The sequence below is a fragment of the Oenococcus oeni genome (assembly GCF_020510245.1).
GTDB lineage: Bacteria > Bacillota > Bacilli > Lactobacillales > Lactobacillaceae > Oenococcus > Oenococcus oeni.
In genome coordinates this window covers 54,277-79,133 of the sequence record NZ_CP084701.1, presented here as the reverse complement: position 1 = coordinate 79,133, position 24,857 = coordinate 54,277, and the positions used below count along the sequence as shown (strand labels likewise).

Here is a 24,857-nt window from a genome sequence, read left to right as displayed (position 1 = left end):
TGATGAATACTTATCCACACGAACAAAAAATTTTTTTGATAATACAAAAAGCCCATTTCTAGGCTCTAATCGTGTTCGTATCCAAAGTTATCCACAATATTTATATTTTTTTAATAATTTGTGGAAAGTTATTGTTTCAAAGTTTCAGTCATCTTAACCTTGACTGTTTTTTCAGTCGAAGCTCGATAATAAGTAATTTTAACTGTATCACCGACTTTGAGCTTATAAATAATATCGCGCATATCAGCCAGATTGGAAACTTTCTCGCCGTTTACGGCAACAATGACATCGTATTTCTTGATACCGGCCTTCTTGGCTGGTGATTTATCACTTGAAAAGCCGGCAATAACGATTCCAGTCTTAACCTTGCTTGGCAATTTAAGTGTCTTTTTAACAACATCGCTCGATACTTCGCTGAGATCGACGACTTCGACTCCTAAAGCCGGGCGAACAACTTTTCCGTATTTAATCAATTTGTTAATAATTGAAACGACTGTATTTGAAGGAATTGCAAAACCCATTCCCTCGACGGACTCGCCTTCATCGGTTTCGGTCAATTTTTGGGAATTAATGCCGATAACCTGGCCGGAAGTGTTAACAAGTGGACCGCCGGAATTCCCTGGATTAATTGCAGCATCCGTCTGAATAGCAATCGAATCGCCATAATTTGTTTTTCCGCTTTCCGATGTATTGGAAACGAGACGTTTGGAAGCTGAAATAATCCCCTCGGTAACAGAAGAGGCGTAATCAGTTCCGAGCGGCGAGCCAATCGCCAAAACAGTTTGGCCGGTTTTAATTTGATTAGAGTTTCCGAATTGCGCGACCGTTTTAACATCACTGCCCGATATTCTTAAAACAGCCAAGTCTGTCATCGCATCGGAACCGACTTTTTTAGCGACTACCTTTGTACCGTCATAAAGAACAACCTGAATTCTCTTGGCTCCGGAAATTACATGATAATTAGTGACGATGTAAGCATACCCGTCAGCATCTTTATAAATAACGCCGGACCCTTCGGAGGCTGTCTGGAGCGTCGAAGAGGAGCTGGTGCTCGAGGAAGATTTTTTAGAACTATCGCCGTAAATTGTCGAGCTACTGCTGGTCGCCTGTTGATTTATAACGGAAACAACTGCTCCCTTTAGATTGTTATAAACCTTAGTAGCATTCGATTTTCCGGATATTGTCGGGGCCTTAATAGTTGTCTTACCATCGCTTAAGGCACCGGTCGATTTTCCAATAAAATCAGTCGTTTGCGTATAAATATAGCCTGCTCCAACAGCGACACCGCCACCGAGAAAACCAGCCAAAAGAGCAGTTGCAATAATCCGACCAATGGGACGATTTTTTTTCGGCTTTTTGCCTTGGATATCTTTTTGCGTTTTTCCTTGGTCTTGTTCTTCAGTCACTGCAAAATACCTCCGTAAATATTATCAAGATAAGATTAAAGTAAAATTAATCAAAAGGAAAATTCTAGCTAAAATCAAATCTCGAAGAACTCGTATCAACCTTCGGCAAACTGATGAAGAAAGTTGTACCGACATTTACTGTTGATTCTACACGAATCTTCCCATGCAAAGCTTCCACAACTTCTTTTGAAATCGCCAACCCAAGGCCGGTTCCACCCTGTTTTCTAGCCCGCGACTTATCGACACGATAAAAACGAGTAAACACATTCTCCAAATCCTTTTTCGGAATCCCTAATCCATGATCTTTAATGCTTAAAATTATCGAATCATCGGTCTCATTGATCCCGATCTCAATATTACCCCCATCAGGAGAATAATTGATTGCGTTATTAATAACATTATCGACAACCTGCATAAATTTATCGGAATCGATTTCAACATAACAGGATTTCTTCTGGTCGTAATTCCTGATAATTTTGTAATGATTATCAGAATGCATTGAATGCCCTTGTTTGAACATGACATCGAAACGATCAAGAACATAATTTATAAACTTGGTAAAATTGACAGCTTCCGTGTCCATTTTTGTTCTGCCTTGATCCATTCGTGACAACTCAAGCAGATCGTTAATCATATGAATCATTCTCTGTGTCTCGTCATGAGCAACACCTAAAAATTCACGGGCAATTTTTTTTTGCGTCAAGGCTCCTTCTTGCAAAGTTTCAATATAGGAGTTAACAGAAGTCAACGGAGTTCTTAATTCGTGACTGACATTGGAAACGAAATTCTTCTGATCATTCTCTAGTTTTAATTGGCGGGTGACATCGCGCAAAACAACAACGGCTCCAGAGATGAATCCTGATTGGCGACGAACCAAACTGGCAACAACATTCAGAGTAACTCCATCGGGTCCATCGGGTTCAACGACAAAACCACGGATCGATTGAAAAAGTTTCCGCAAGGTAATTTTTTTATCGACCAACTTTAGTAAATCCGAGATGTTCTTTCCAACCGCTTTATCGGTACGCGGAATATGCAAAAGATCCAAGGCAGCCTGATTGATAACCGTAATTGTTCCATCGCGCGTGATAGCTAAAACCCCATCAGTCATATTAGAAAGCAGGGAATTTAATCGATCGCTTTCCATGTTGGAGGTTGCCGTTTCCGAAGCAATCGTATCGGACAGATCGTTTATTTGTGTCGCTAAAATACCAATTTCGTCTTTTGACTTAATCGAATTTTTAATCGAGTAATTTCCCTTTGTAATTTGTTCGGTTTGCTCAGCCAATTCAGTAATTGGTCGTGTCAGCAAGTGGACCATCAAAAAACCAATCATGATAGCCATTAGCAAGGGTATAAATAAAGCGCCGACAAACATATTGGTAATATTGGCAATTGATTCATAAATTGATTCCATGCTGGCCGTGTAGACAAAAACACCGACCGTCGAACTGCGATCGCCCGGTTTGGATTCAAGCGGAATAGTCAAGGTTTCGTAGCGACGCCCCAATGACTCGCTCCTAAAACGACGAACGTAATCTTTGCTGCTTGAAAGAGCATGATAAATATTGCTCTGAACCTTCTTGCCGCTAATCGAAGAATCGATCTGCTGGCCAACCAACTGTTTCATTTCAACTGTCAGGCTTCCACGAATAACACCGCTTTTGTCAACGACATAAACATAATCTTGGTCAGTGGAACCGCCCAAAGTGGAAAGAGCCTGATTAATATCCTGATTGGCTGCTTTTTTATTTGAATTTTGCAAATCCGAGATCAGCTGACTTTTAATTGTGCTTGGGACCGTTACACGATCATCAAAAGATTGGATTAATTGAGAAGAATATTGGTTAACAAAAAAAGCTCCGACCAAACCAAGCGTAATTAAAGTGATCACTGTAAAAATCAGCGCAATTTTGAAATGCACTGATCGAAAAAATCTGGAAATAAAATTGGAGAGGTTATTCATTATTCGTGGTTTTATTTCTTATTAATGAACACTATCTGGTTTAATGAAATAACCAACACCGCGTTTAGTCATTAAAATTTCAGGACGGCTGGGCGAGTCCTCAACTTTTTCGCGCAAACGGCGAACAGTCACATCGACCGTCCGAACATCGCCAAAGTAATCAAAGCCCCATACCTCGGTCAAGAGGGCCTCACGAGTCAGCACTTGTCCGGGACGGCGGGCCAGATAATGAAGAAGGTCAAACTCACGATGAGTTAAATCGAGATCAATTCCGTTTTTAGTAACCGTATAGGCATCCGGTCGAATGATCAAATCGGCAACTTTAATCTCCTTTTGCGAATGATCGCCAGATGCGTCAACACCAGGCAGAGTCGCATCCTGGCGACGTAAATTAGCCTTAACACGAGCAACTAATTCACGATTTGAAAAAGGTTTGGTCACATAATCATCAGCGCCCATTTCAAGGCCGACAACTTTATCGATCTCACTGTCTTTTGCCGTTACAATAATTACCGGCGTCGAAGAGTTGGAACGAATTTGACGAAGAACCTCAGTTCCCTCGATTTCCGGAAGCATTTGGTCCAGCAAAACAAGGTCTGGATTCTCGGAAGCAAAAACTTCCAAAGCTTCCCGCCCGTCAAAAGCTGTCACGACATCGTAACCTTCTTTTTGTAAATTAAATTTGATAACGTCTGAAATTGGCTTCTCATCGTCGACAACAAGAATTTTGCTCATATATAATATTATAACAGCTATAAAAATAATTAACGAAAGTGATAAGCGATCTTGCTCATACGTGAAGAATCGTGATAGAATATGAACTTGTTTGGATGCTTAGCTCAGCTGGCAGAGCAACGGACTCTTAATCCGTGGGTCCAGGGTTCGATCCCCTGAGCATCCATAGCTATATGTTGACAAGGCGCTTTAACCGCATGGTTGAGCGCTTTTTTCTTTTTTATATATTACTAAGAAATAAAATGATAGAGAATAATAAAAATTTTGTAAATTTATGAAACAGAATACACATCAATTAAAGACTAATAAAACATTCCTGTCGGTTTTGCAGAGGCGCTTAATTAAGTTTATTTAAATAAATATATTGAACGATTAGCCATAATAAAAGCGTCTAACAGGCTAGTATTTACTAGCATTCAAATACATGTCAAGCATTATTAAAATCACTAGTATCGCCCTTAAAATAAACTGCACCAACTGCAACCCTTTATTTTTATGGTGCAGCATTTTGCAAGAGTTTTTAGCCAGATTAAAAACAATAAATTGGTCAAAATGGGTTTCCATATTAAGTTAATTACATCTTAAGTTCTATTTACCTAAATAATGTCCAATACAATTTTGTTCATCTTGCCATTTCCAATTTGCTGCTTTTTGTTCTGTATACTTTTTATTTTGTTTGATATAAAAAAATAAAACCACTCAGTTTTATTACCCAGTGGTTCTCTCGTTCATACAGTTATTCGCTTAACTGAATGAAGAATAAAGACAGAATTTAATTAGTTAGTACTTAAAGTATCAGTACCATGTGAAATTATATTACTTTATTAGAAAATAATTTAGTTTTACTTTATGGAGAAGGAAAGGGATTTGAACCCTCGCATCGTAACAAAAGTTAACGACCTACCTGCCTAATAAATTAAACAGGCCTCTTAAACCAGACTTGAGTACTTCTCCGAAATTGTCGATTAGAAAATATACTACATAAAAGCTTTCGAATTAAGAAACAAATATATTTTAGGCAATATAATAATCAAACAATATTTAGTATTTTCAGATAATTAATACATAAAAATATCATTATAAACATTCGATCAATAAAGTTAGATGCTTTGTATAATTTTGAGAATATTAGTTTTTTGATGCTGGCAGTTGAACCGGTGTCCATGGAATAACCATGAATCAGTATTTGTTTTGAATTAATTATTAAACGCAATAAATAAATATCATATCTATCAAACTTATTTTCTCAATCTGTTGTTTTCTTCTAATCTTCTAAGTATTTTATATCCAGTTCTAACTTTGACAGTATTTTTAACATATTCTTCAATAAATTGATTCACAAATGGAAAATCACTATTTTTCATATTTTTAATAGCAATATCCTCATCGAAAAGAGTTCTTCTAAACTGAAAATTATTGTTTTCTATCCAAAGCCATTGGGCTCCTTTTTTATCAGAAAACGGCATTCCAACACTACCAGCATTGATTATTTGTTGAGAACCAATTTTTAACTTAAATTGTAAATGAGTATGGCCACAAATAATAAAGGGAGAAATGACTTCTAGAAATAATTGTTTGATGTTAGAGATCCTTGTTTTTTGCGTAAAGATAGTTCTATTGTCATCTGCAATTGCGTGACAGAAAAAATACTTACCAACATTGATGTTAATTGGCATATCTTTTAGATCTAAAATTTGTTTTTCATTTAATAATCTAGTAACCCATTTAATCTGTTCCTGAGCTTTATTTGATAAAGAAAGTTTTTTATTTTCATAAGAATCGATAATATCTTGATCATTATTCCCTAAGACACTAGCGGTCCTATATTTGCTTTTTAGATCGTAAATTAAATCCAGAGTTTCCAGTGGTATTGGGCCACTAATTAAATCACCACCAAAAACTAACAAATCAGGTTGCATATTATTAAGTTCATCCGAAACTTTTTTTAGGCAAGATAATTCCCATGAATATCATATAAGGCTGCTATTTTCAAATTTTGATTCCCTTTTTAAGTATTTTTTTGGAATAATTAGTTTTTTATTCATTAATCGTATAAATAATGTCCCTGATTAAAAAGATGTTTGTGATCGTAAATGCTCATTATATTTTTCAGCTTTTGGGCGGTTTCACTTGGCCATATACGATAACTTTCTTTCATGGATAAGTCGCTAGAGTAAGCGCCATAAACACCTACATCAACTTTTTGTAACGAATCAAAAATTCTATTGATGTTTTTATTATTCTTAGACTTAGACCAGAAAGCAATAAAAATAACTGCACTTCTGTCTGCCCAAGCTGTTTGATTTGCATCTACAGTATTTAAATATCCACCAATTGATCGTAATTCGACCCCGATTGTCTTCTGGTTATGAACTATATCGGAAATTTTTGTTCCTAAATGTGGTATGAAATTATTTAATAAGACATTCTTTACATATACTGGCTGTTGTCCCTTATGAGGATTATGTGGAGCTTTAACAAGCTTTCCCGTAATCAACTACTTTTTGATCATATTTTTTAACAATAGCTAGCTTTGATGCTTTTTTGAAAGCATCATTTGCAATTTGATTTGGCATTCCAACCCAAAAATTGTTCATTTTAACCAAAATTTGATTATTATCAAAGGAAGTGAACATCAAATTGCTAGTTATTTTTAATGGTGCTTCATCAATCCATTTTCCCCATTTATGAACAAAGCTTTCTAAATCGTCTATTATAAAATCAATATTCTGAACAGTTATAGGGCATTGATACTGATTCTCGGGTTCAATTTTATCAGCTTGAAATAATAATTCCGTGACTAAACCAATTTGAGAACTGCCTCCTCTTATAGCCCAAAATAAATCTGGTTCATTATCCTTATCGACAGATCTAATTTCGCCGTCTGCAGTTATAACCTTAGCAGCCAAAATATGATCAATTGTTAGACCGAACGAACGAACTAATAGACCAATTCCACCAGAAGTTGATAGTCCACCAACCCCAGTATCGCCAAAATCACCACTAGAAATTACTAAGTGAAATCGATTTAAGAACTCAGCGACATCTCCCCACACTGCTCCGGCTTGAACTTTAACTAGTCCTTTATTAATATCAACTATCTCAACCTTTTTAAGTTTGGAAATATCTAAAATAATACCATCGTTATTAACAGAAGCCATTGATATTCCATGACCGCCACTACGAAAAGAAAAAGGTACATCGATTCCTGTTTCTTTTCTAACCCTACTAGCATATTTAATACTGGCCGCTGCTTCGTTCTCTGTCCTAGCCATTAAAATTAATTTTGGTTTACCGGTTATAAAACAATTGCTGCTTGCCTGAACATAATCAACAGAATTACGATCAATCGCGATAGGAATCAGATCATTTGGCAATTTTGGCCAATTTTTAATAGCAATTCTTTTCATCTATAAACACCTTGATCTTTATTTTTTAGATAATTATTTTCTTTATTTGAAAAAACAAAAAGGATATAAGTAAGCACGGCAAAAATTGAAAAGAAAATAAAAGGGAACTTTATGTTTATTTCATAGATAAAAGAACCAAAAAGTGGAGAAACTATTCCAGCAATACCTTGCGTCATTGCTACGGCTCCAGCTGCGGCCCCTTGATTTTGTTGAGAAACCGATAACGATGCTCCAGCTGACAAAGAACTCATTCTCAGACCCGATCCTGCTCCGATGATAATGTAGCTTAATATAATTAAAACTAAATTATCTGCGGCAGCAATCAACAATAAGCCAATTATAATCAGCGGAATAGCAAACAACATCATTTTTTGAGCTGTCCACTTTAATAATTTGATTTGAAGAAATTGAGAAATCATTAGAGAGATACCTAGAATTACAAAGAGCAATGAAGCTGTTTTTGCGCTTTGCGTTACTGTTTGAGCGAGATCGTTATGCAAATATAAGGACGTTAAAATTTGTAACCCCACTACAGCAAACATAATGGAACATCCTGCTATTAACCACCCAAATAGTTTGAAAGTAAAAAAACTTTTCTTATCTTCAAGAGCTGCTTTGATATTATCAATTTCTTTGGAATTGTTTTTTTCTTGATCTTTTTTTGGAAGAATAGTAATGAAAATAAATCCAAACAAAATGAGCATAATTATAGAAATATAAAATGGAAGATATAAAGTTCCAATCGAAGATAAAATTCCACCAATTATTGGTCCAAGCACCATTGCTAGACCGGTTGCCAGACCTAAAGATGACATATCTTTGGCTCGATTTTCTGGATAAGAAATATCCGCCATATAGGCATTAGCTGCGGTAGGTGCCGTTGTCATAAAAATGCCTAATAAAAATCTCACTGCCATAAGCAAGATTACTAAAATCGTAATTGTTTTGCTTTGTGAAATTGACAATCTAAAAAGGGCCGTATAAAGAATAAACATGACCCCCATTCCCATTAGCCCAGCAACTATAACAGTTTTTCTGCCTAATTTATCGCTAAGCTTTCCCCAAACTGGCGCAAATACAAGCATAGCGATTGCACCTAAGGATATCATCACTCCAATCTGGCCAGGCAGCATATGGGCTTTAGTAGAAATCGCAGAAAGAACAGGCATTGTGATGTATATACCAAGGTATGATATTAAAGTAGCTATAAATAATTTGTTTTTCATTAAGAATTGAGATCCTTTCAATATAAACTGCAACGATTTCAATTTAGCAAACAATTAATAGAGGTAATGCTCCAATTGGTTTTTTATGATCCAATTCAATTAATTAATAATTTTATTTAAGTATCTATATTCACGCGGGGTTAGTAGTTTTCTGTTTTTAAAAACAGCAGAAAATTTACTAGCATTTTCATAGCCTACTTCATTAGCAATGTCAGTTATTTTATTATTAGTATTTTTAAGCATTTGGCAGGCATAATCGATTTTTTGGATCAGAAAATAATCATGAATAGTAATTCCATAAGTATCCTTGAACAAGTATTCGAGTTTACTTTCACTAATATGGAAGTTGTTGCTTAAAAAAGTTAGACTTATTTTTCTATCCAAATTGTTATCCAAATATATCTGAATATCCCTTAGGATTCCGATTTTTTCTATTGATATTTTTTGTTTTGAGATTATATCTTTAGTCGCCCGCTCCGAAGATAGATATAATAATAATTCAATGGCTTTGAGTCTTAAAAATAATAAAGAATCGCTAATATCAGGAATCAGTAAACTATCAAAAAAATTCTTAATAAAATCGCTTTTAAGAAAAAAATAGTCCTCGCTCTGATTGAAAGAACCAAAGAGTTTTCCTTCTCCAAAAAATTGTTTCAAAAATGGATCCTTTATATCCTTCTTTACCAAGATAGTGATTCCTTGATAATGCCCTTTTCTAAAACTATAGTTATTTTGATCCATAATTCTTTTATCGAATTTTAAAATGCCTGGAAATAAGTAAAGTTTTTTGTTTTTACTTTTACCAAATTCAACTATTTCATTATAAGAATAATCAATTCTAATAACGTTTTTGGACATCTTAATTGGATAATTAAAATTAGATATTTCGTAATTATGGATAAAATTTTCTAGTCCATTAAATATTTCTATATAACTACTTTTAAGAAGACTATCACCTTGTCCAAAACTAATATTTTTTTGAGTGACGAATTATTTCCATATTTCCAGAAAGATTTATACTGCAATTTTTTGTCCTTTTAAATTTAATTAATAGAAAAATAATATTATTCTTGATAATTCAGATTTTAAAAAATAGTAAACAAATTATTTAAATACTGCTCTGATAATCAAATCACATTTATCATATTTTGTCTTGACGAAGATCTCCTATTGAATTTCTTAGTAGAATATTTTTTATAAAAATGACTTACTTCATACTTCAATATAGGATATAGGCATATATATTTTTAAACAAAAAAACAAGAGAGGAATCGATACTTAAACGCCTCCTCTTAAAGATGTTTTTTTCATCCGCAAATATTAACTAAACTGTTGGAGTTATCTTAATAAAAACATTAATACGGATCAACCAATTATAAAATCGCATCATGTAACAGACTTGTTGCTTTCTTTTTTTTGAACTATCTATCATAGTTAATTTTAGGAGGAAAAATGTCTTTAGGTGAATCTTTAAAATCTGCTAGAAATGCTGTTGGCTTAACTCAAGACCAAGTCGCAAAGAAAATGTATGTGACTAGGCAAACTGTTTCCAGATGGGAACAGGGAAAAACGCTGCCAAATATATATGTGCTTAGAGAGCTTAAACAACTCTATGGTTTATCTTTAGATAATCTTTCTTTACAAACGAAAAGAAATGAGGAATTTAGAAAAATGAAAAAGATTAATTGGTTAGCTTTGTTCGGTGCCATCATATTTAATTTGTGTCTTTTTTCTAGTGTTTTGATCACTGCAGCTGGTTTACTTTTATCTATTTGGACAATTTCAATTAGTTTTATATTTTCTCCGATAATATTATTAATCGTTAATTTACTGGGCTTACAATCATTTTCTTTAATTCAAACAAGTCTAAGTATCGTCTTTTTTATCATTGGCATATTTTTATATCCTTTTGCTAAAAAAGTTAGTTATTATCTAATAGATTTCTTGATTAAATATCTTCGATTTAATCAAAGAGCCATTTATAAATAAATGATTATAAAAATCGTTAATAGCCGGGAAAAATAAAAAGCATTCATTTATCTGGATGCTTAAGCAAAGATTGTCTCATATAGGGTCAGACCTTCTTTGCTTTTTAATTCAGTTAAAATTGTTGGCTCTCATTGGAGATTCAAGGGAGCCTTATTATAATTTTTATAGTAAATTGAAATATTAAAATGATAACGACACGGATTCAGTATATTTTCATAACAATTCAGATGTCTTTTTCTCTTGATTGATTGCCATGATTTACTTTGTTTTATATATTATTTTTCTTAAAAAGTCGATGATCATTAGTTAGCAAAAAGTCCCTATCCTCAACAATTACTTTATTTTTGGCTTATTAAAGTGACCTAACTCATTCAGTCAACAATACAATGCCTATTAAAAATTACTAAATCTAAAGTCCAGTAAAAAAATTCAGAAGCTTAAGTACCTATTATTTTTTAACTTTTATCCTTACAACATTCAAGGAAATTAAGATCTCTGAAATTTGGTTCATAATTTTTGCTTATTAGAGTACTCGTCATCCTGAATAGCAAAACAAAATATCTTTAATAAATTTTCCTAAATTTATAAGGATAACAAATATGTATTTTAAGAATTAAATAAATTAGCGTTGCATCTCACAGTCTCATGTATGGATATCAATTGCATGACTTATCAGTTAGGACGCTTCTTCACGAAGAAATACAATCCAATAAGTAAAGTATCAATATAAATTTGAATATTAAATCATAGATTTACTTTTAAAATTTATCGCGCTGAAGTGTTTTTAAGACAAAATCCACTTTTGATGGCAGAGAACTGCTGCCATCTAGGATCAAATCAGCACTTGATGAAACAAATTGTTCATTTGCGAGAAATATAGGCCGGGCAATTCTGATGTATGTTTTTAACCAATCGAGAATGTCTGTTAGTTTGCTAGTCGAATAATCGCGTAATATCTGTCGAGCCAATAAAAGATCTAAGGGTGTTTTAATATACACGGTTAAGTTAATTAAAGAAGCCAATGAATTATGGCGATTTCCAAATGGAAAATCCACCAATACATAATCGAATTTTGTTCTAGCAGATTTTACAGCTCGCACAACTTCTGTAATATCATACTGATTAACAGACTCAGACAAGGGAGTGCTCAATGATGGGGCTGAAGGTAATTGATCAATATCATAATCATCAAAGGAAATAATTTTGCTATTGGTTAATTTTTGTGCCAGCGTTTGATGAGTGTTGTCTTTCCTCCAGCCGTCAGGCCACTAATTACTATTACTTTTGACATAATTAAATCCACTTTTCTTCTAAATTATCCAGCTACCAATGTTTTAGCACTATTCTCTCACTCAAAGCCCATCAAGCACAGATTGTTGCACAGAGGATTTATTACGAAAATTTGCGATTATTTACACTATTATTTTGAATTATTTGCGATTATTTCTAATTTTTTTAAGTAAAAAATATCTAATCCACAGAGACCGAAGACATTTTTAGATCATTTTTTCAATAAATGAAAAAAGTATGTAGTTTTTAAAACATTTTGTCAAAACACAACCATCTACAGTGAAAAAATAAAACGAACTTATGCTTGAGGTACCTTCACAACGTTCAATCGAAAAAACTTTTCGCTCAAAAAAAAGGTAGAAACACTAATTAAAAAAGATTAAAAATAACACAAAGAAGTCAGTCCTTCAAAAAAATAGCCAAATTTTTGTTAGTAATAAATCCCCCTTTGAGAACTAATAGCCAACAGACAATTATTGGAAGAGCGTATTTAAAATACAATAGTAGGATCTGGATAAAGAACTGGCTACTGATTCTTTTCAATTTTGTTAGTCAATAGAAAAGTTGGCAAAGCAATTAATAATGCAGCAATTGAAATACAGAAAAAACCATATTGAAAAGCGTGTATTTGAATCAAGTCTAAATGTCGTGCAACAAATTGAGACATATTCGCGGCTTTAACATGGTAATTAGCGCTTGAAATATTTTGTTTGAATCCTTTGATTTTGGCGTTCGAATAGGCCGTGATCAGTGTAGTGATAATTGCCGTGCCAAAAGCACTACCAATATTTTGAATCGTGCGTGAACCAATCGACGCGGCTGGAATTAATGCTCCTTGCATACCTGTATAGGAATCAGCCATGAGTGGCATCAAAATTCCACCAGCGCCAATTCCCCGAACGAAAAGAACGAGTGCAATTATCCAATAGGATGTCTCGTGGTTAAACCAGTAAAAAGGAATTGTGCCAATAAAAGTAATAATAAGACTGGTCAATACTACATATTTAGCACCAAATTTATCTGTTAATTTGCCCGTTAATGTTCTTGAGACCAGCATACCAGCACCTTGCGGAATCAGAGCTAATCCGGCCATCATGACACTCATGCCGCGCACTTCTTGGAAAAAGAGAGGCAAAGCTAACATCGCACCATTTAAAACCGTTCCGGCAATTAGCAGTCCTAAGACCGATCCATTAAAGGAACGATATTTAAACAAATTCAGTGGTAGAACAGCTTTGTCTTTGATTCGCATTGCCCAAAATACATAGAGAAGAGCTAAAGCTAAACCTAATCCAATGAAAAGTAGTGTGTCTTTATTGGCGAAACTGGCCTTTCTAGCGGCTTTGACAATCCCATAGATCATGCTGGTTGTCGCACCAGCTAGGAAAACAATTCCAACGAAATCCATTTTCGCTGACTTATTTTGGGCCGGATAACTAGGCATCTTCCATAAAATCAGCAGAATTGAAATAACAGCCACTGGCACATTAACCCAAAAAATCCATTGCCAAGAGAGATATTTAATGATGATCCCTCCGATTATAGGCCCAACTAACGGCCCAATAATAATCGGCAATCCAACTGTGGCCATCATTTGGCCCATCACTTTTTGTCCTGCCGTTTGAACTAACAAAGTTGTTAGTAAAGGCATAATTATTCCACCGGCAAACCCCTGAATTAATCTTGCTCCAATCAGAAACTGAGCATTAATTGCTAAAGCCGATAAGACTGAGCCAAATGCGAATATAATTTCACCAGCTAGAAAAACCTTTTTTCCGTCAAATTGATTTAACAGCCAACTTGAGAAAGTCACGGCAATGGCCGTGGCTAGAACATAACCAGTGACGGCCCATTGGATGGTTGAGACAGAACTATGTAAGTTCCTTACTAAACTGTGCACAGCAATATTAATCATTGTTGAGTCTAGTAATGGCGCGAGCGCACCAAAAACCAAAACCCAAGCGGTCGTCATCGTTGTTTTATCGATAATTCCTTCTTTTTGATTCATTTAATCTCCTTGTTTATAAGATACTTAAAGTTTCTTAACAAGAAATGTTATATTACTCTCAGAGAGAAAAGTCAATAAGAAACTAAAAGTATCTTAATGGAAAAGTTATGACAAAGCAAAGACGGCGTGGAAAAGAATTGGAGAAAGACATTTATATTGCAACAAGAGGGATTATCGATGAAACTGGTTTTAGGACTTTGACTTTTGAACGGGTTGCTAAAAAAGCTGCTACAAGTAAACCTGTGATTTATCGTCGTTGGAAAACACCTTTTGGACTTGCATTGGCGGCTCTACAAGACAAAATTCGTAGAGATAATCATGGTAAAGTAGACGAAATTGTTCTAACAGGTCAAAGTTTGCGAGAGGATCTCTTTCAAGTTTTGCATCGTTTTTTGGTCAGCGTCGACGTGATTGGCAAAAGCTTTTTCCGCGAAATTTTAGCTGAACCTAATTGCTATAATGATTCTCTTGCCAAGATAATCAATGGTAATTCGAGCGTTGATATTAATGCGATTAACCGTATCCTTAAGCGTGCCTTAAAGCGTGGTGAACATGTTAAAAAAAATTTACCTGAAGCAATTAAGTTACTGCCCTTTGATTGGTTGAGATACCGAGTATTTGTTCAAGAAAGTATTGATGAGAAAGCATTGGAATTGTTAGTCGACGATATTATTCTGCCGATATATTTAGAAGATAAGTGAGATTTTTACAATTAATAATATAGATTCACCACAAGCAATTAATCGATTTGTTGAATATAATTGATGCAAATAAATCAACTTTATTCAATTTTTTAACCATCTGGGCGTAGCTTAGGTCTTGATCTTTTAATGACTTGGTTTTCTAATCAAGATTTGTTTTCTATCATTTTTCTTAATCTATCAGGACGGTATCCCGACCAAGAATCATTTTCTGTTTCGACATAAGGAAGCATCTTGGCTTTTACTTTTCTTAAATAATCAAAGACTTTTTTATTGCCGATCGCTTTGATTTCCTTAAAATCTACGTGATGGTTACTCAAACATTTTTTTGTCGCCACTGATTGAATACTTTGATCTGTATAGACTTTTATTAACAAATGAATCGCCCCCCTAAATTCTTTTGTTATTTCACATGCTAACGGGTAATCTTTAAATTAGTAAGTCATACTATTTAAAAAAATAAAATTTATGTAATATTTTTAATAATTATCAAAAATATACAAACCAGGTTCTTTTGAACTAATAATCCTTATGATAATATCTTTACTTTTTCGAACATATCAATATAAGAAGTATTTGAACTGAACATGATCCGAACCAGATCTCAATTTGATTGTTTTAGAGAAAAGACAGCGAAAATTCTTACTTAAATTAAAAATATTTAAATGACATTAATCTACTTTCGGTGAAATAAAAAGCAGCCCTCAGGCTACTATTGGTTATCTTATTGTTTTTTTGCTACTAGAAGAAAACGGTCCCCATTGCTTTCAATAAAACCTGTTTGCTCAATAATTCGTTGCAAGCGCATCAATTAGGACTGATATTTCAACACTGAAAATCAGGAAATTCCCAACTGATTATCTTGGCATAATAAACAAATGCGCCAACATCATAGAACCAAATTTTAGGATAAAAAGAATTGCTTTTAAGAATTTGAAAGCCACGTTCTACCAGCTTGGAAATAACATTAACCATTACGTTTTCAGGATGGGCAGGAATATAATTATCTGTTAAAAAGCTGGAGAGACTGTAATTGTTGGTTGCACCAACCTGTTCAGTAATGAATAAACCGCCATTCTTGAAAAAACGTGTGATACCGTCAAAATTCAAGCCATCGTGGCTGTTAGTAATAACGTCAAAGCCATTCGGGACATCCGGCATATTCTTAATCAGCATAGAAAAGAAATAAAAGGATAGAATACAAATTTTAAAAAAGTAGAATGTTGTGAAAACGATAGATTAGCTAAAATCAAAACTTAATTTACTGCCCTCCAATTTCAACTTGGCATCGAATTTCTTACCGCTTTTCTTACTCTTGAATCCTTTTAGCCTGTTACTTTCACCCTTTGTAATTAAAGCTTTGATAGCTGTTTTACCAATTGTCTTTTCGCTCCATTTTTTCGGTAGAGTGAAACGGCACGGAACAGCAGCCTTATAATTTGTGCAACCGTAAAATTTGCCCTTATCAACAATCATCCCTTCTTTGCAAAGAGGACACCTGCCAATTGCTTCTTGTTGCCGGTCTTGGATTTCAACAATTTTTTGGTTTTTAACTTGCTTGGATAAACCTTCACTTTGTTTAATTTGTGTCGGCACTTCGTCGACCAATTTTGATACAAATTTTTTAATTTGAATTAAGAAACTCTCCTGGCTGCGTTTCTTTTGGCTTATTTCTTTTAAGGCAAGTTCCCATTTGGCCGTCATTTCCGGGCTGGTGAGTAATGGTTCAAGCTCAACAGCTGTACATAAAGTAATTCCCTGTTCGCTAACATGCAGCTGATTCTTTTTAGAAAGCAAATATCCGCGTTTTTTTAAGACCTCAAGAACGTTAGCTCTGGTTGCTTCGGTGCCGATCCCTTCAACATCTTTTAAGATTGATTGGGCTTCTTCATCATCGAGAGTTCTACCGGCAGTTTTCATAGCCGTGATTAATGTACCTTCGGTAAAGGGTACAGGTGGGGTAGTTTCCTTTTGCGGTGTTTTCAAGTCGGCTTGAACTTTCTGGTTTTTTGTCACCTTGGGCAGCGTTACAACCGTTTCATCATTTTTGTCTTTATCGTCTGCAAATAGTAATTTCCAGCCTTGTTTGATTGGCACATTTCCGGTTGCCTTAAAATTGGCTTTGCCAACCTCAGTAATAATTATTGTTTGCTCATATTCATAAGGATCAGCAAACATAGCTAGCGTTGTTCTCAAAACTAAGCCATAAACTTGTTGTTGCAACTTAGGCAGTGCTGCCAATTTCGCTTTATTTGGAATAATCTTAGTCATAATAATAGCATGATGTTCCTGGACTTTTTTACCGTTTACATAACGTTTATTCGCTTCAGTATTATTTAAAGAGACTTGATTAGACACCAAACTCAAATATCCCGTTAGGTTTGAAAACAAATAATTGAATTCTTGATCGGTAATATAGTTGCAATCGGTTCTTGGGTAAGTAAGCAACTTAGCCTCATATAGAGCTTGAACAGCTTTTAAGACATCGCTGGCACTAGCGTGATAGCGTTTGTTAATCGCACTTTGCAGACTCGAAAGAGAGAACAAGCGCGGACTAGCTGTTTTTTTCGTCTCTTGTAAAACATCTTTGATTAAGGCTTCTCGGAAACCGATCCGAAGGTCTTTTGCCTCCATAAATGAAGTCAGACTTCCTTCGTCTTTAAAGCGTTGATAGGGATCTAATTTGGCAACGAATTTTTGCCGATTAGCTAAAATTTCGGCGCTTATTTCAAAATAAGGCTCCGGCTTAAAGTTTTTAATTTCCTGATCTCTTTGATAGACCATATAAAGAGTTGGCGTCTGGACCCGACCAATTGAATAGACACCACGAACTCCACTTTGTCTTAATAGCAATGTATATAGTGGGCTTCCATTCATTCCGACCAGCCAATCGCTAATTTGTCTGGTTTGAGCTTCTTGGTAGGCAGGGTAATAATTCCAAGCATCTTTTAAATTTTTAAAACCATTTAAAATAGCGTCCTTTTCAAGCGAGTTGATCCATAAGCGTTTGATAGTTTTACTTTTTAAGTTAATTTTTGCTTGATTCATGATCGACCAAGCAATATTTTCACCTTCGCGATCACTATCAGTCGCAATAATAATCGTATCGGCTTTCATCAGCAAATCTTTGACAATTTTAAACTGGGTTTTCTTGTCCCTAGGGACAATAAATTTGTACTTATCGGGAAAAATCGGCAAATTAGAAAAGGACCATCGTTTGTACTTTTGATCGTATTTTTCCGGCGTTGCCAATTCTACTAAATGACCAAAACCATAGGTTATAAATGTCTCATTAACTAAAACAGGATCACTGACTGAAAAGTAACCCTCTTTTTTTGTGCTGTTCTTAAATGCTTCTACATATGATCGGGCTTGACTAGGCTTTTCGGCCAAAATAACTGTTGTCATGCGTTTTTCCCACCTTTCCATCCTGTGTGTTTCAACAACATTCCTATTACATGATATTGATTTTGCTATTCCTGTTAATTGCCAAACATTCTGCAATGTTATTAGTGATTTAGTAACTGATAAACCTAAACCAATTGTATATGTTGAAAGCTCCTAGACTTTATCCAGTGATCTAAAAAGCGTGGTCATTAGTGTCATTACAATAGTTAAGCAATTAATGTTAAGTTAAGGATTAAAACTTTTTCCACCGAGAATGTTTAGTCAAGTATATTTTCCCGCTCCAGAAGAGCCTAAAATGATCACCAGTTCTCCTTTGTTGATCGTGAAATTAATATCCCGATTTGCTTCAATTACCTCATTGCCCATCTGATATCGTTTATAAAGATGCTGTACCTGAATATAAGCCATAAATAGTTTATTCTCCCGAATTATAAATTTGTATACATTGAAGTTCATCGAGAATTTGGAAAAGTTACTCTTCAAAGGCTCTTAAAAGTAGTTCTCTGGCCAAGGAGACACTGTATTTATTCAAACAATTAACTAAAACAACAGCAGATGAACTGTTTTCGATATCAATCATCATGACTGATAATTGTGTTCCGGTCTGGCCGATTTTCATCCAAATTCCATCTCGACTTTTAAACATCCCCATCAAGGAAAAAGATTCTGTTTGCTTTAAAAAGGTCGATTCCGCAAGTATTTTACTTGAAAACTTCAGCATATCTACTACGTTGGATCTAAGCCCACCAGTAGCCTTACCAAGATTATTTTCACAATCAAGCCATTGCCAATTGCCATAATTTTTATTTCTAAAATAACCTGGTAATAAATCAGTATTGCCAAAATTAGTATGGTTTAAACCCAACTTCTTCTTAGAAAATGCGTTAATACACTCTTCATAGTTTTTAGCCTCTAATTCTGAAAGGATAAGACCTAAAACAGCATATCCGAAATTGGAATATACGCGTCTACGATGAGTTGGAATTTTCTTTTCAATCAAGATTTTTCTAACATTATCTGCACACATATTGCTCTCGTAAGGATTGTACCGACAAATGCCTTTATGTTTAATAATCCCAATCAAGTCGCTTAGCTTTAGAGGGATTAAATAGCCATAACCCGATTGGTGCGTCAGTAACTCGCCAATTGTTGGATAATTTTTTGTAGGTAAATCAGAAACAACTTCATTTATTTTGGTTTGACTTGTCACAACTTTTTCCTTGAATAATTCAATAAAATAAAAAGCTGTGAAAACTTTCGTTAGCGAACCAATTTCATAATTTTGCAGCTTTTCCTTATTCAGGCGGCAGTTTTTACCATACACTCGCCATGATAATTTTTCCTGATAAAAAGTACCGATTGACAGCGTACTTTCTGGATATAAACCGATAATTTTTTTAATAATAACTTCTGCTTTTGATGATAAATACAATTGCTTTAATTCCTTTTATTTAGTAATAACACTGACGAGTTTGGCTGAATATTTTTTGATTAAAAATATCAGTATGGAAGGCGAAGCGAACCGTTTAGGAGAAAAAGACACTCATCTTTACCATAAAAAACAACTGTTATTATAGTAAAAATAGGAGATTAACTTATGTTGAGAGTGAACAATAACCTTAGCAGGATTCTTATTGCGAAATTTTTTGGAACGTTTGGCAGCGAAATGCTTTCTTTTGCAATCGGTCTTTATATCCTATGGCGAACAGTATCTACTTTGGGTATGGGAATCAGCTTGGTCACTGGACCAATCGTCAGCCTTTGTATTACGCCCTTTGTTGGATATGCCGTTGATACGTATAGCCATAAAAAAATTATGATCGCCTCGCAACTTGGAACAATTGTCTTCCTATTGTTATTTGCTCTTTTTTTCATTGAATTCCCTAACATATATTTTGTAGAGCTGGGTGGTATTGATTACGTTGCTTGCAGTTTCTGATGGATTTTTAACCACCGCGGTACAGGCAAGTCTCACACAACTGTTTGGTAAAGACGATCTCCAAAGGGCGAACTCGCTCAACCAGTCAACTTCATCTCTTGCAGAGTTTCTGGCTCCGGTTTTAGGGGCGGTCGTCTACACTTTGATTAACCTAGACATGTTCGCATATATAGAAGTAGGTTTTGAAACAGTTGCCTTAATTGCAATCATATTTCTCAAGTTTTTGAAGAACAGCAAAATTTCGGATGCCGAGGATTTGCAAGTTGCCGACACAGAAAGTCATATTGTGTCAAATTTTATCGAAGGTCTAAGATTTTTGTGGGAAAACAAATTATACCTAGTGTTTTCGGGATCGTCTGGTGCTATCAACTTCTTCTTTGCGACAATCAATATCGGCCTGCCTTTTTTCTGGTTGATAAACTTAATCTAACAAACACACAATATGGTTTTACAGAGTCTGCGTTTGCGGGAGGTATGTTCCTTGGCGGTTTGGTTCTGAGTAGGCTTAATTTTAAAACACAATCATTGAAAGTGGCCTACTTTAGTTTGAGCATATTCTCATTAATTGTTTCACTGAGTGGGCTTCCGAACCTGATCGCTTTGCCAAAAGACGCATACACCATTTTGTTTATCGCGATTAACATTGTCCTCGGATTGTTACTTGTGTTTTCAAACACACCGGTCGACGTTTACATGCAACAACATATCCCGGAAAAGATGCAGGGACGCGTCTTTTCGATAGATGAAACTGTAAGTTCGATTCTAATGCCTGCCGGAACGATAGTATTTGGGATACTGTTTGACCAATTTAACACTTTTGTTGTCTTTACATTCGGTGGTCTGGTCATGCTGGTTCTATCATGTTGGGTTCTTATTATTGTAAGTCGACGCAAAGAAGCAACTGTCCCAATCGGCGGTTAGAGTTTGCTTATTTATACCAAAAGAAACTCTGATTAAACTATTGTCTTAATTCAAAATATTATGGCATGCAGTTTTGCTTCAGAAAAATTAATTTAAAAATCTGAATTGATAAATAGCTAGTAACCTGCTTTTCCGAAAGACGTATGAATAAAGATCGAATTACAAAGGATTGAACAATTGAAATTAAGATAGGGGGATTCTTAATCATGAAACTATGGCGAAACGTTAGTCTTGGCATAACCGTTTTATTTGTTGTCGGAGCTTTATTTATTTGGTTTCGCAAAGCAGACGCTGCTGGCGTTAAAAACACATTTGCTTACCAAGTTATCGGACTCTCTATCTGGGTAATCCTTTTTTTGGTTATTCTCATTGGAATGTTAATTTGGCATCACTTATTAAAGAAATAAAAAACTATGTCCTCCTTGTGATAGCTAAATTATCAATGGGAAGTTGTCATAACCATAAGACAAAGGAACTAAGTATCGGTAATTGTTTAAATCTTTCAGTTGATACTTTCCAGGGGGCCGTTTGAGTAGTGTAGCGTGGAGTTGGCGAGAATCTGTCGTGGTCTAAGTATTTTGTGGGGATTAATTTTTAGGATAATATTTCTTGATGTGTATGGGATAATGAGGCCACTGATAATATGCAGTCTACGTGGATTTTATCAAAGCCTTACGTTCCTGACACAATTTTAAGCGTGCCTTTAAATTTAGGAGGAAAAATAAATGACTATTATTGATTTCATCAGACACGGCGAACCAGACACACATATTCATGATGATCGATTGCGACCACTCACGACTCGAGGACAACGGCAGTCACATGCGATTGCGACGAATCTGATTTATATTCCGTACACGGCTGTTTACGCGAGTCCCGCGGCGCGCGCAACAGAAACGGTTCAGCCTCTCGCAACGGTAATTGGAAAAGAAATCATTCATGACGATCGCTTACTCGAACGACAGATGCCGGATTGGGTTGTAGATTTTCCTGGATACGTCCGTAAGCAATGGACTGATTTAACATACGCACAGGCGGGGGGGCGAATCAATCGTGCAGGTTCAGGCGCGATACCAAGCGTTTATGCAATCATTGCCACAGGATGGGGTGGTTGCGGTCGGCACACATGGAACGGCTATGAGTAGCGTGGTGGAAATGATTTGGCCGGGACACGGTGCACCATTCTTCTCAGCATTAAGGTTTGCGGACGTGATACGGGTGAACATTCAAGCAAGAAAGCTGGTTAGTTTGATGGCGTCGCGGCCATTCAGCGTTCTTGGCCAGACAATGACCGTGGCGATTGACCAACCGTTGGGAAAAGCGTACCAGGAACGTGCCCAACTTATCTATCCTGTGAACTGTGGCAAAGTGACACAGATTGTGGGCGGTAATGTTGAGAAGCAGGATGCCTATGTGCTGGGCCAAAAGTACCGCTGTCATCCTGGACTGGAAACGTTCAGGCAGTGATTCACCGAGCAAATGGCGTTGAGGATAAATGGGTTGGATCGACCCAACATTTTTCGGCGGCACAGATTAAGGATGCGACAAACTTTCAAGAGCAGTATTTCGACAGTCGGCTGATATTTCTGGGAAATATCGGTAAAAGTAAATGATAAATAACTTGAATAAAAATAGGCTCTGTGCCAACTATTAAAAATCTCCTTTATGACTTCTTAATCACAATTAGAGATTGTTTCTCTTATTTATGAGAACTAATAAAGTAGATCGGATTTCTTTTAATCCTGATCATTATTGATCAATAATATGATTTGCCTCGATAGTTTCTGGTTTATCTTTTTTATTGTATGGAAAAAGGTAGATAGCACATTATCAAATTCAACAAAGATTTTTGCTTTTGGAAAAGATTCATCCTAACTTGTGATGAAACATAACGTCAATGAATAAAATTTTCAATATTAATTGACTTTTCATACTCAATATTTTGTTTAGTTTTTTCTAATTAGCTATGTAAATATAATCAACAGGCTTATTTTTGTAGGAATTATTAGCATATATATTCAATCTCCATCAGAATATGATTTATTTTTTTCAAAAATGGTCCTCAATCAACATTGAAAAAATATCTGTCCTCTGAAATAATCGGGAAAATACCCAAATCAGGCTTTTCATATTATCCAAAACGATATCAATAATTTAAAATAACGGTCAATTTGACCCAGACGCTTTATTGACAATAAAACCATCTTTTTTTAGAAAACGGTAAACCATAAAGATTGTCTCAATTGTTAAAACAACGATGATTACAGTAATGATAATAGATTTCTCAGCAGCCGTGAACTGCGTTATCCGAGTGGTCATAATTAAAATGATAGCAGCCACAATGTTTAATATTGGATATAGAATGGCGTCATACAAAAACCGCCAAGTTCTTTTATTTGTCATCTTAATCACCTCAATTCAAATCTGCATAGATAGAACCCTCAACTAGGCTAAGTTGCAGATTTGTATAATTAGAGTTCCTTACCTATAATCTCTTAACTGTAGATAACTTTCTTATTATTCGTTTGTTCTCCGACTACGTTTGAAGTACAGTGCCCATCCATATACAAAAGCAATAAAGGCAATTATATAATCATACCAACGAAAGACTTGGTTCAGACCAAACAGGGGACAAGACGAATGTAGCTAACAGTACCAAGCTAAATAGAATGGGCAAAACATACCTTAAACCTTGTGATGCCAGCCAAGAACCAATTGGCAAGATCTCCATTGCCAGAATAATGAGACAAATAATTAGTGTTGTCATAAATAGTGCTTCCTATCGGCTAACTATCAAAGCTAAGTTTTTATTTATTCTTTTCAATAAAGCCTGCTTTTTTTAGATCGTGATAGGTCCCCCAAACAAGTGAAGTGATTGAAATAATCAAGATAATAATGATTATTTGAGTTTTCGCTAGATTTGAAAATGGGCTTTGCAAGGCATAAAGCACAATGAGTGTCGTAAAAATAATATCCATGACTGGTAGTACAATGGCTAGAAAAAAACTGCCAAGTTCTTTTACTCTTATTTGCCATTTTAAATTACCTCAATTCAAATCTGCATAGATAGGACCCTCAACTAGGCTAAGTTGCAGGTTGGTATAATTTGAGTTCCTGTAAAAATTATAGTGGATTTCGTATTCAACTTCTCCGCTACCGATTATCTTATAGCTGTAATAATAAGATACATACTTGCCCTTGGGAGTCTTTCGATTTTGCCTTGTATCTTAGGGTGTAGGTTTGTGAGCAGTTGTTGTTTACTCTCAACATAAGTTAATCTCCTATTCATCTTCATTATCGCTATTGTTTAGACTTAAGAACTCTTTTCATCACCCTTAAAGAAAATAAACCATGCATATAAAAAAGCAATAAAGGCAATTACTTGATAATACCAATGAAAGACTTTAGAGTAGCCTGATAGTGTCAAAACTAAAGTACCTAACAAACTGACTATAAAGAAAACTGGTATTACATAACCAAGACCTGGTTTTAAAAACCATGAGTAATCTTTAGATATTAGAAATTAAAAACTTCATTCTTTAATAGAAGAGTAGAAAATATAGATATTCAAAGCAATTGTTACCAATAAAATCAATAAAGCACACCAATTGAAACTGATCAAATAAGCAATCAACAATAAAATAATCGAAACAGGACTGAACCATCCCAAATCAAGTTGCAGAGTCTCTTTGTAGTCATCCGGAGGATCAGGTGCTTTATTGGGCGCATAGCGGATAACTATGTATGCTAATCTGATAAAATAATAGGCTTGCTTAAACAAAAAAACAAAAACAAAAACTAAAAATAGGACCATAAATATGCCCTTTTTGTCTTGACTATAAATAAAAATATTTAAAA

Annotated in this window: 25 protein-coding genes, 2 tRNA genes and 1 pseudogene; 10 read left to right on the top strand and 18 right to left on the bottom strand. The window is 35.1% G+C overall.

Going from position 1 to position 24,857, the window contains the following annotated elements; genetic code table 11:
• Positions 1-128 precede the first annotated feature (128 nt).
• The 3 genes from J3U91_RS00410 to yycF all read right to left on the bottom strand — a co-directional run bounded on the left by J3U91_RS00410 (position 129) and on the right by yycF (position 4,107).
• Complete coding sequence (locus J3U91_RS00410) at positions 129-1,406, bottom strand: S1C family serine protease (RefSeq protein WP_002818018.1); 1,278 nt, start codon at positions 1,404-1,406, stop codon at positions 129-131.
• A 64-nt stretch (positions 1,407-1,470) separates the two neighbouring features.
• The gene (locus J3U91_RS00405) at positions 1,471-3,372 is read right to left on the bottom strand and encodes an ATP-binding protein (protein WP_002821022.1); all 1,902 of its coding nucleotides are present in this window, start codon (positions 3,370-3,372) and stop codon (positions 1,471-1,473) included.
• Between the two features lie 21 nt (positions 3,373-3,393).
• Positions 3,394-4,107 carry a response regulator YycF gene (yycF, locus tag J3U91_RS00400; protein ID WP_002818016.1) on the bottom strand — a complete coding sequence of 238 codons (714 nt, stop codon included), beginning with the start codon at positions 4,105-4,107 and terminating at the stop codon, positions 3,394-3,396.
• Positions 4,108-4,200: 93 nt separating this feature from the next.
• On the opposite strand from yycF, the gene J3U91_RS00395 reads away from it, so the two are divergent.
• A tRNA-Lys gene (locus J3U91_RS00395) sits at positions 4,201-4,273 on the top strand.
• A 684-nt stretch (positions 4,274-4,957) separates the two neighbouring features.
• Here J3U91_RS00395 and J3U91_RS00390 read toward each other — a convergent pair.
• From J3U91_RS00390 to J3U91_RS00365, 6 genes are all read right to left on the bottom strand, one after another.
• Positions 4,958-5,061: transfer RNA gene (locus J3U91_RS00390), tRNA-OTHER, on the bottom strand.
• Positions 5,062-5,345: 284 nt separating this feature from the next.
• A complete protein-coding gene (locus tag J3U91_RS00385; protein ID WP_002818015.1) occupies positions 5,346-6,026 on the bottom strand; it encodes a metallophosphoesterase family protein in 681 nt (226 codons plus the stop codon).
• Between the two features lie 125 nt (positions 6,027-6,151).
• Positions 6,152-6,604: a hypothetical protein gene (locus J3U91_RS00380; RefSeq protein ID WP_226489954.1), complete on the bottom strand. Its 453-nt coding sequence runs from the start codon at positions 6,602-6,604 to the stop codon at positions 6,152-6,154.
• A complete protein-coding gene (locus J3U91_RS00375) occupies positions 6,582-7,517 on the bottom strand; it encodes an FAD-binding oxidoreductase (protein ID WP_002818013.1) in 936 nt (311 codons plus the stop codon). The genes J3U91_RS00380 and J3U91_RS00375 overlap by 23 nt, the downstream gene beginning before the upstream one ends.
• Positions 7,514-8,743, bottom strand: coding sequence for an MFS transporter (locus tag J3U91_RS00370; protein WP_002820698.1), 1,230 nt, complete (start codon positions 8,741-8,743; stop codon positions 7,514-7,516). Before J3U91_RS00370 ends, J3U91_RS00375 begins: the two co-directional genes overlap by 4 nt.
• A 99-nt stretch (positions 8,744-8,842) precedes the next feature.
• Positions 8,843-9,601: a helix-turn-helix domain-containing protein gene (locus J3U91_RS00365; protein ID WP_002818011.1), complete on the bottom strand. Its 759-nt coding sequence runs from the start codon at positions 9,599-9,601 to the stop codon at positions 8,843-8,845.
• Between the two features lie 594 nt (positions 9,602-10,195).
• Here J3U91_RS00365 and J3U91_RS00360 point away from each other — a divergent pair.
• Positions 10,196-10,732 (top strand): helix-turn-helix domain-containing protein, encoded by a 537-nt coding sequence (locus tag J3U91_RS00360; protein WP_002818010.1) that lies wholly within the window; start codon positions 10,196-10,198, stop codon positions 10,730-10,732.
• Between the two features lie 758 nt (positions 10,733-11,490).
• On the opposite strand, the gene J3U91_RS00355 is transcribed toward J3U91_RS00360, so the two are convergent.
• Entirely contained in the window at positions 11,491-11,832 is a 342-nt protein-coding gene (locus J3U91_RS00355) for a nucleoside/nucleotide kinase family protein (RefSeq protein WP_002818009.1), read from the bottom strand.
• A gap of 716 nt (positions 11,833-12,548) precedes the next feature.
• The gene (locus J3U91_RS00350; protein WP_002818008.1) at positions 12,549-14,030 is read right to left on the bottom strand and encodes an MDR family MFS transporter; all 1,482 of its coding nucleotides are present in this window, start codon (positions 14,028-14,030) and stop codon (positions 12,549-12,551) included.
• A 107-nt stretch (positions 14,031-14,137) separates the two neighbouring features.
• Between J3U91_RS00350 and J3U91_RS00345 the strand changes: the two genes are divergently transcribed.
• Positions 14,138-14,731, top strand: coding sequence for a TetR/AcrR family transcriptional regulator (locus J3U91_RS00345; protein WP_002818007.1), 594 nt, complete (start codon positions 14,138-14,140; stop codon positions 14,729-14,731).
• A gap of 146 nt (positions 14,732-14,877) precedes the next feature.
• On the opposite strand, the gene J3U91_RS00340 is transcribed toward J3U91_RS00345, so the two are convergent.
• From J3U91_RS00340 to J3U91_RS00320, 5 genes and pseudogenes are all read right to left on the bottom strand, one after another.
• Complete coding sequence (locus J3U91_RS00340) at positions 14,878-15,108, bottom strand: thioredoxin domain-containing protein (protein WP_002818006.1); 231 nt, start codon at positions 15,106-15,108, stop codon at positions 14,878-14,880.
• A gap of 448 nt (positions 15,109-15,556) precedes the next feature.
• The gene (locus J3U91_RS00335; RefSeq protein WP_002818005.1) at positions 15,557-15,907 is read right to left on the bottom strand and encodes a hypothetical protein; all 351 of its coding nucleotides are present in this window, start codon (positions 15,905-15,907) and stop codon (positions 15,557-15,559) included.
• Positions 15,908-15,970: 63 nt separating this feature from the next.
• A complete protein-coding gene (gene topB / locus J3U91_RS00330; RefSeq protein WP_002818003.1) occupies positions 15,971-18,139 on the bottom strand; it encodes a DNA topoisomerase III in 2,169 nt (722 codons plus the stop codon).
• Between the two features lie 264 nt (positions 18,140-18,403).
• Positions 18,404-18,547: pseudogene (locus tag J3U91_RS00325) on the bottom strand (ATP-binding cassette domain-containing protein); the annotation flags it as partial.
• 64 nt (positions 18,548-18,611) lie between these two features.
• Entirely contained in the window at positions 18,612-19,463 is an 852-nt protein-coding gene (locus J3U91_RS00320; RefSeq protein ID WP_226489953.1) for a serine hydrolase domain-containing protein, read from the bottom strand.
• A gap of 273 nt (positions 19,464-19,736) precedes the next feature.
• Between J3U91_RS00320 and J3U91_RS00315 the strand changes: the two genes are divergently transcribed.
• The 7 genes from J3U91_RS00315 to J3U91_RS00285 all read left to right on the top strand — a co-directional run bounded on the left by J3U91_RS00315 (position 19,737) and on the right by J3U91_RS00285 (position 22,612).
• The gene (locus J3U91_RS00315) at positions 19,737-20,078 is read left to right on the top strand and encodes a hypothetical protein (protein WP_002818000.1); all 342 of its coding nucleotides are present in this window, start codon (positions 19,737-19,739) and stop codon (positions 20,076-20,078) included.
• Positions 20,062-20,508: an MFS transporter gene (locus J3U91_RS00310; protein ID WP_026163830.1), complete on the top strand. Its 447-nt coding sequence runs from the start codon at positions 20,062-20,064 to the stop codon at positions 20,506-20,508. Before J3U91_RS00315 ends, J3U91_RS00310 begins: the two co-directional genes overlap by 17 nt.
• Positions 20,397-20,999 (top strand): MFS transporter, encoded by a 603-nt coding sequence (locus tag J3U91_RS00305; protein ID WP_226489952.1) that lies wholly within the window; start codon positions 20,397-20,399, stop codon positions 20,997-20,999. The genes J3U91_RS00310 and J3U91_RS00305 overlap by 112 nt, the downstream gene beginning before the upstream one ends.
• Before the next feature lie 206 nt (positions 21,000-21,205).
• Positions 21,206-21,406 carry a DUF3923 family protein gene (locus J3U91_RS00300; protein WP_002817997.1) on the top strand — a complete coding sequence of 67 codons (201 nt, stop codon included), beginning with the start codon at positions 21,206-21,208 and terminating at the stop codon, positions 21,404-21,406.
• Positions 21,407-21,724: 318 nt separating this feature from the next.
• A complete protein-coding gene (locus J3U91_RS00295; protein ID WP_002817996.1) occupies positions 21,725-22,144 on the top strand; it encodes a histidine phosphatase family protein in 420 nt (139 codons plus the stop codon).
• Positions 22,137-22,466, top strand: a complete 330-nt coding sequence (locus tag J3U91_RS00290; RefSeq protein ID WP_050487895.1) for a hypothetical protein — start codon at positions 22,137-22,139, stop codon at positions 22,464-22,466. Before J3U91_RS00295 ends, J3U91_RS00290 begins: the two co-directional genes overlap by 8 nt.
• On the top strand, positions 22,463-22,612 hold the full coding sequence (locus tag J3U91_RS00285; RefSeq protein WP_002817993.1) for a hypothetical protein: 150 nt from the start codon (positions 22,463-22,465) through the stop codon (positions 22,610-22,612). Before J3U91_RS00290 ends, J3U91_RS00285 begins: the two co-directional genes overlap by 4 nt.
• A gap of 553 nt (positions 22,613-23,165) precedes the next feature.
• Here the strand turns inward: J3U91_RS00285 and J3U91_RS00280 are convergent.
• Complete coding sequence (locus tag J3U91_RS00280; RefSeq protein WP_011677351.1) at positions 23,166-23,402, bottom strand: hypothetical protein; 237 nt, start codon at positions 23,400-23,402, stop codon at positions 23,166-23,168.
• Positions 23,403-24,531: 1,129 nt separating this feature from the next.
• Entirely contained in the window at positions 24,532-24,813 is a 282-nt protein-coding gene (locus J3U91_RS00275) for a hypothetical protein (RefSeq protein ID WP_226489951.1), read from the bottom strand.
• Between the last annotated feature and the right edge of the window lie 44 nt (positions 24,814-24,857).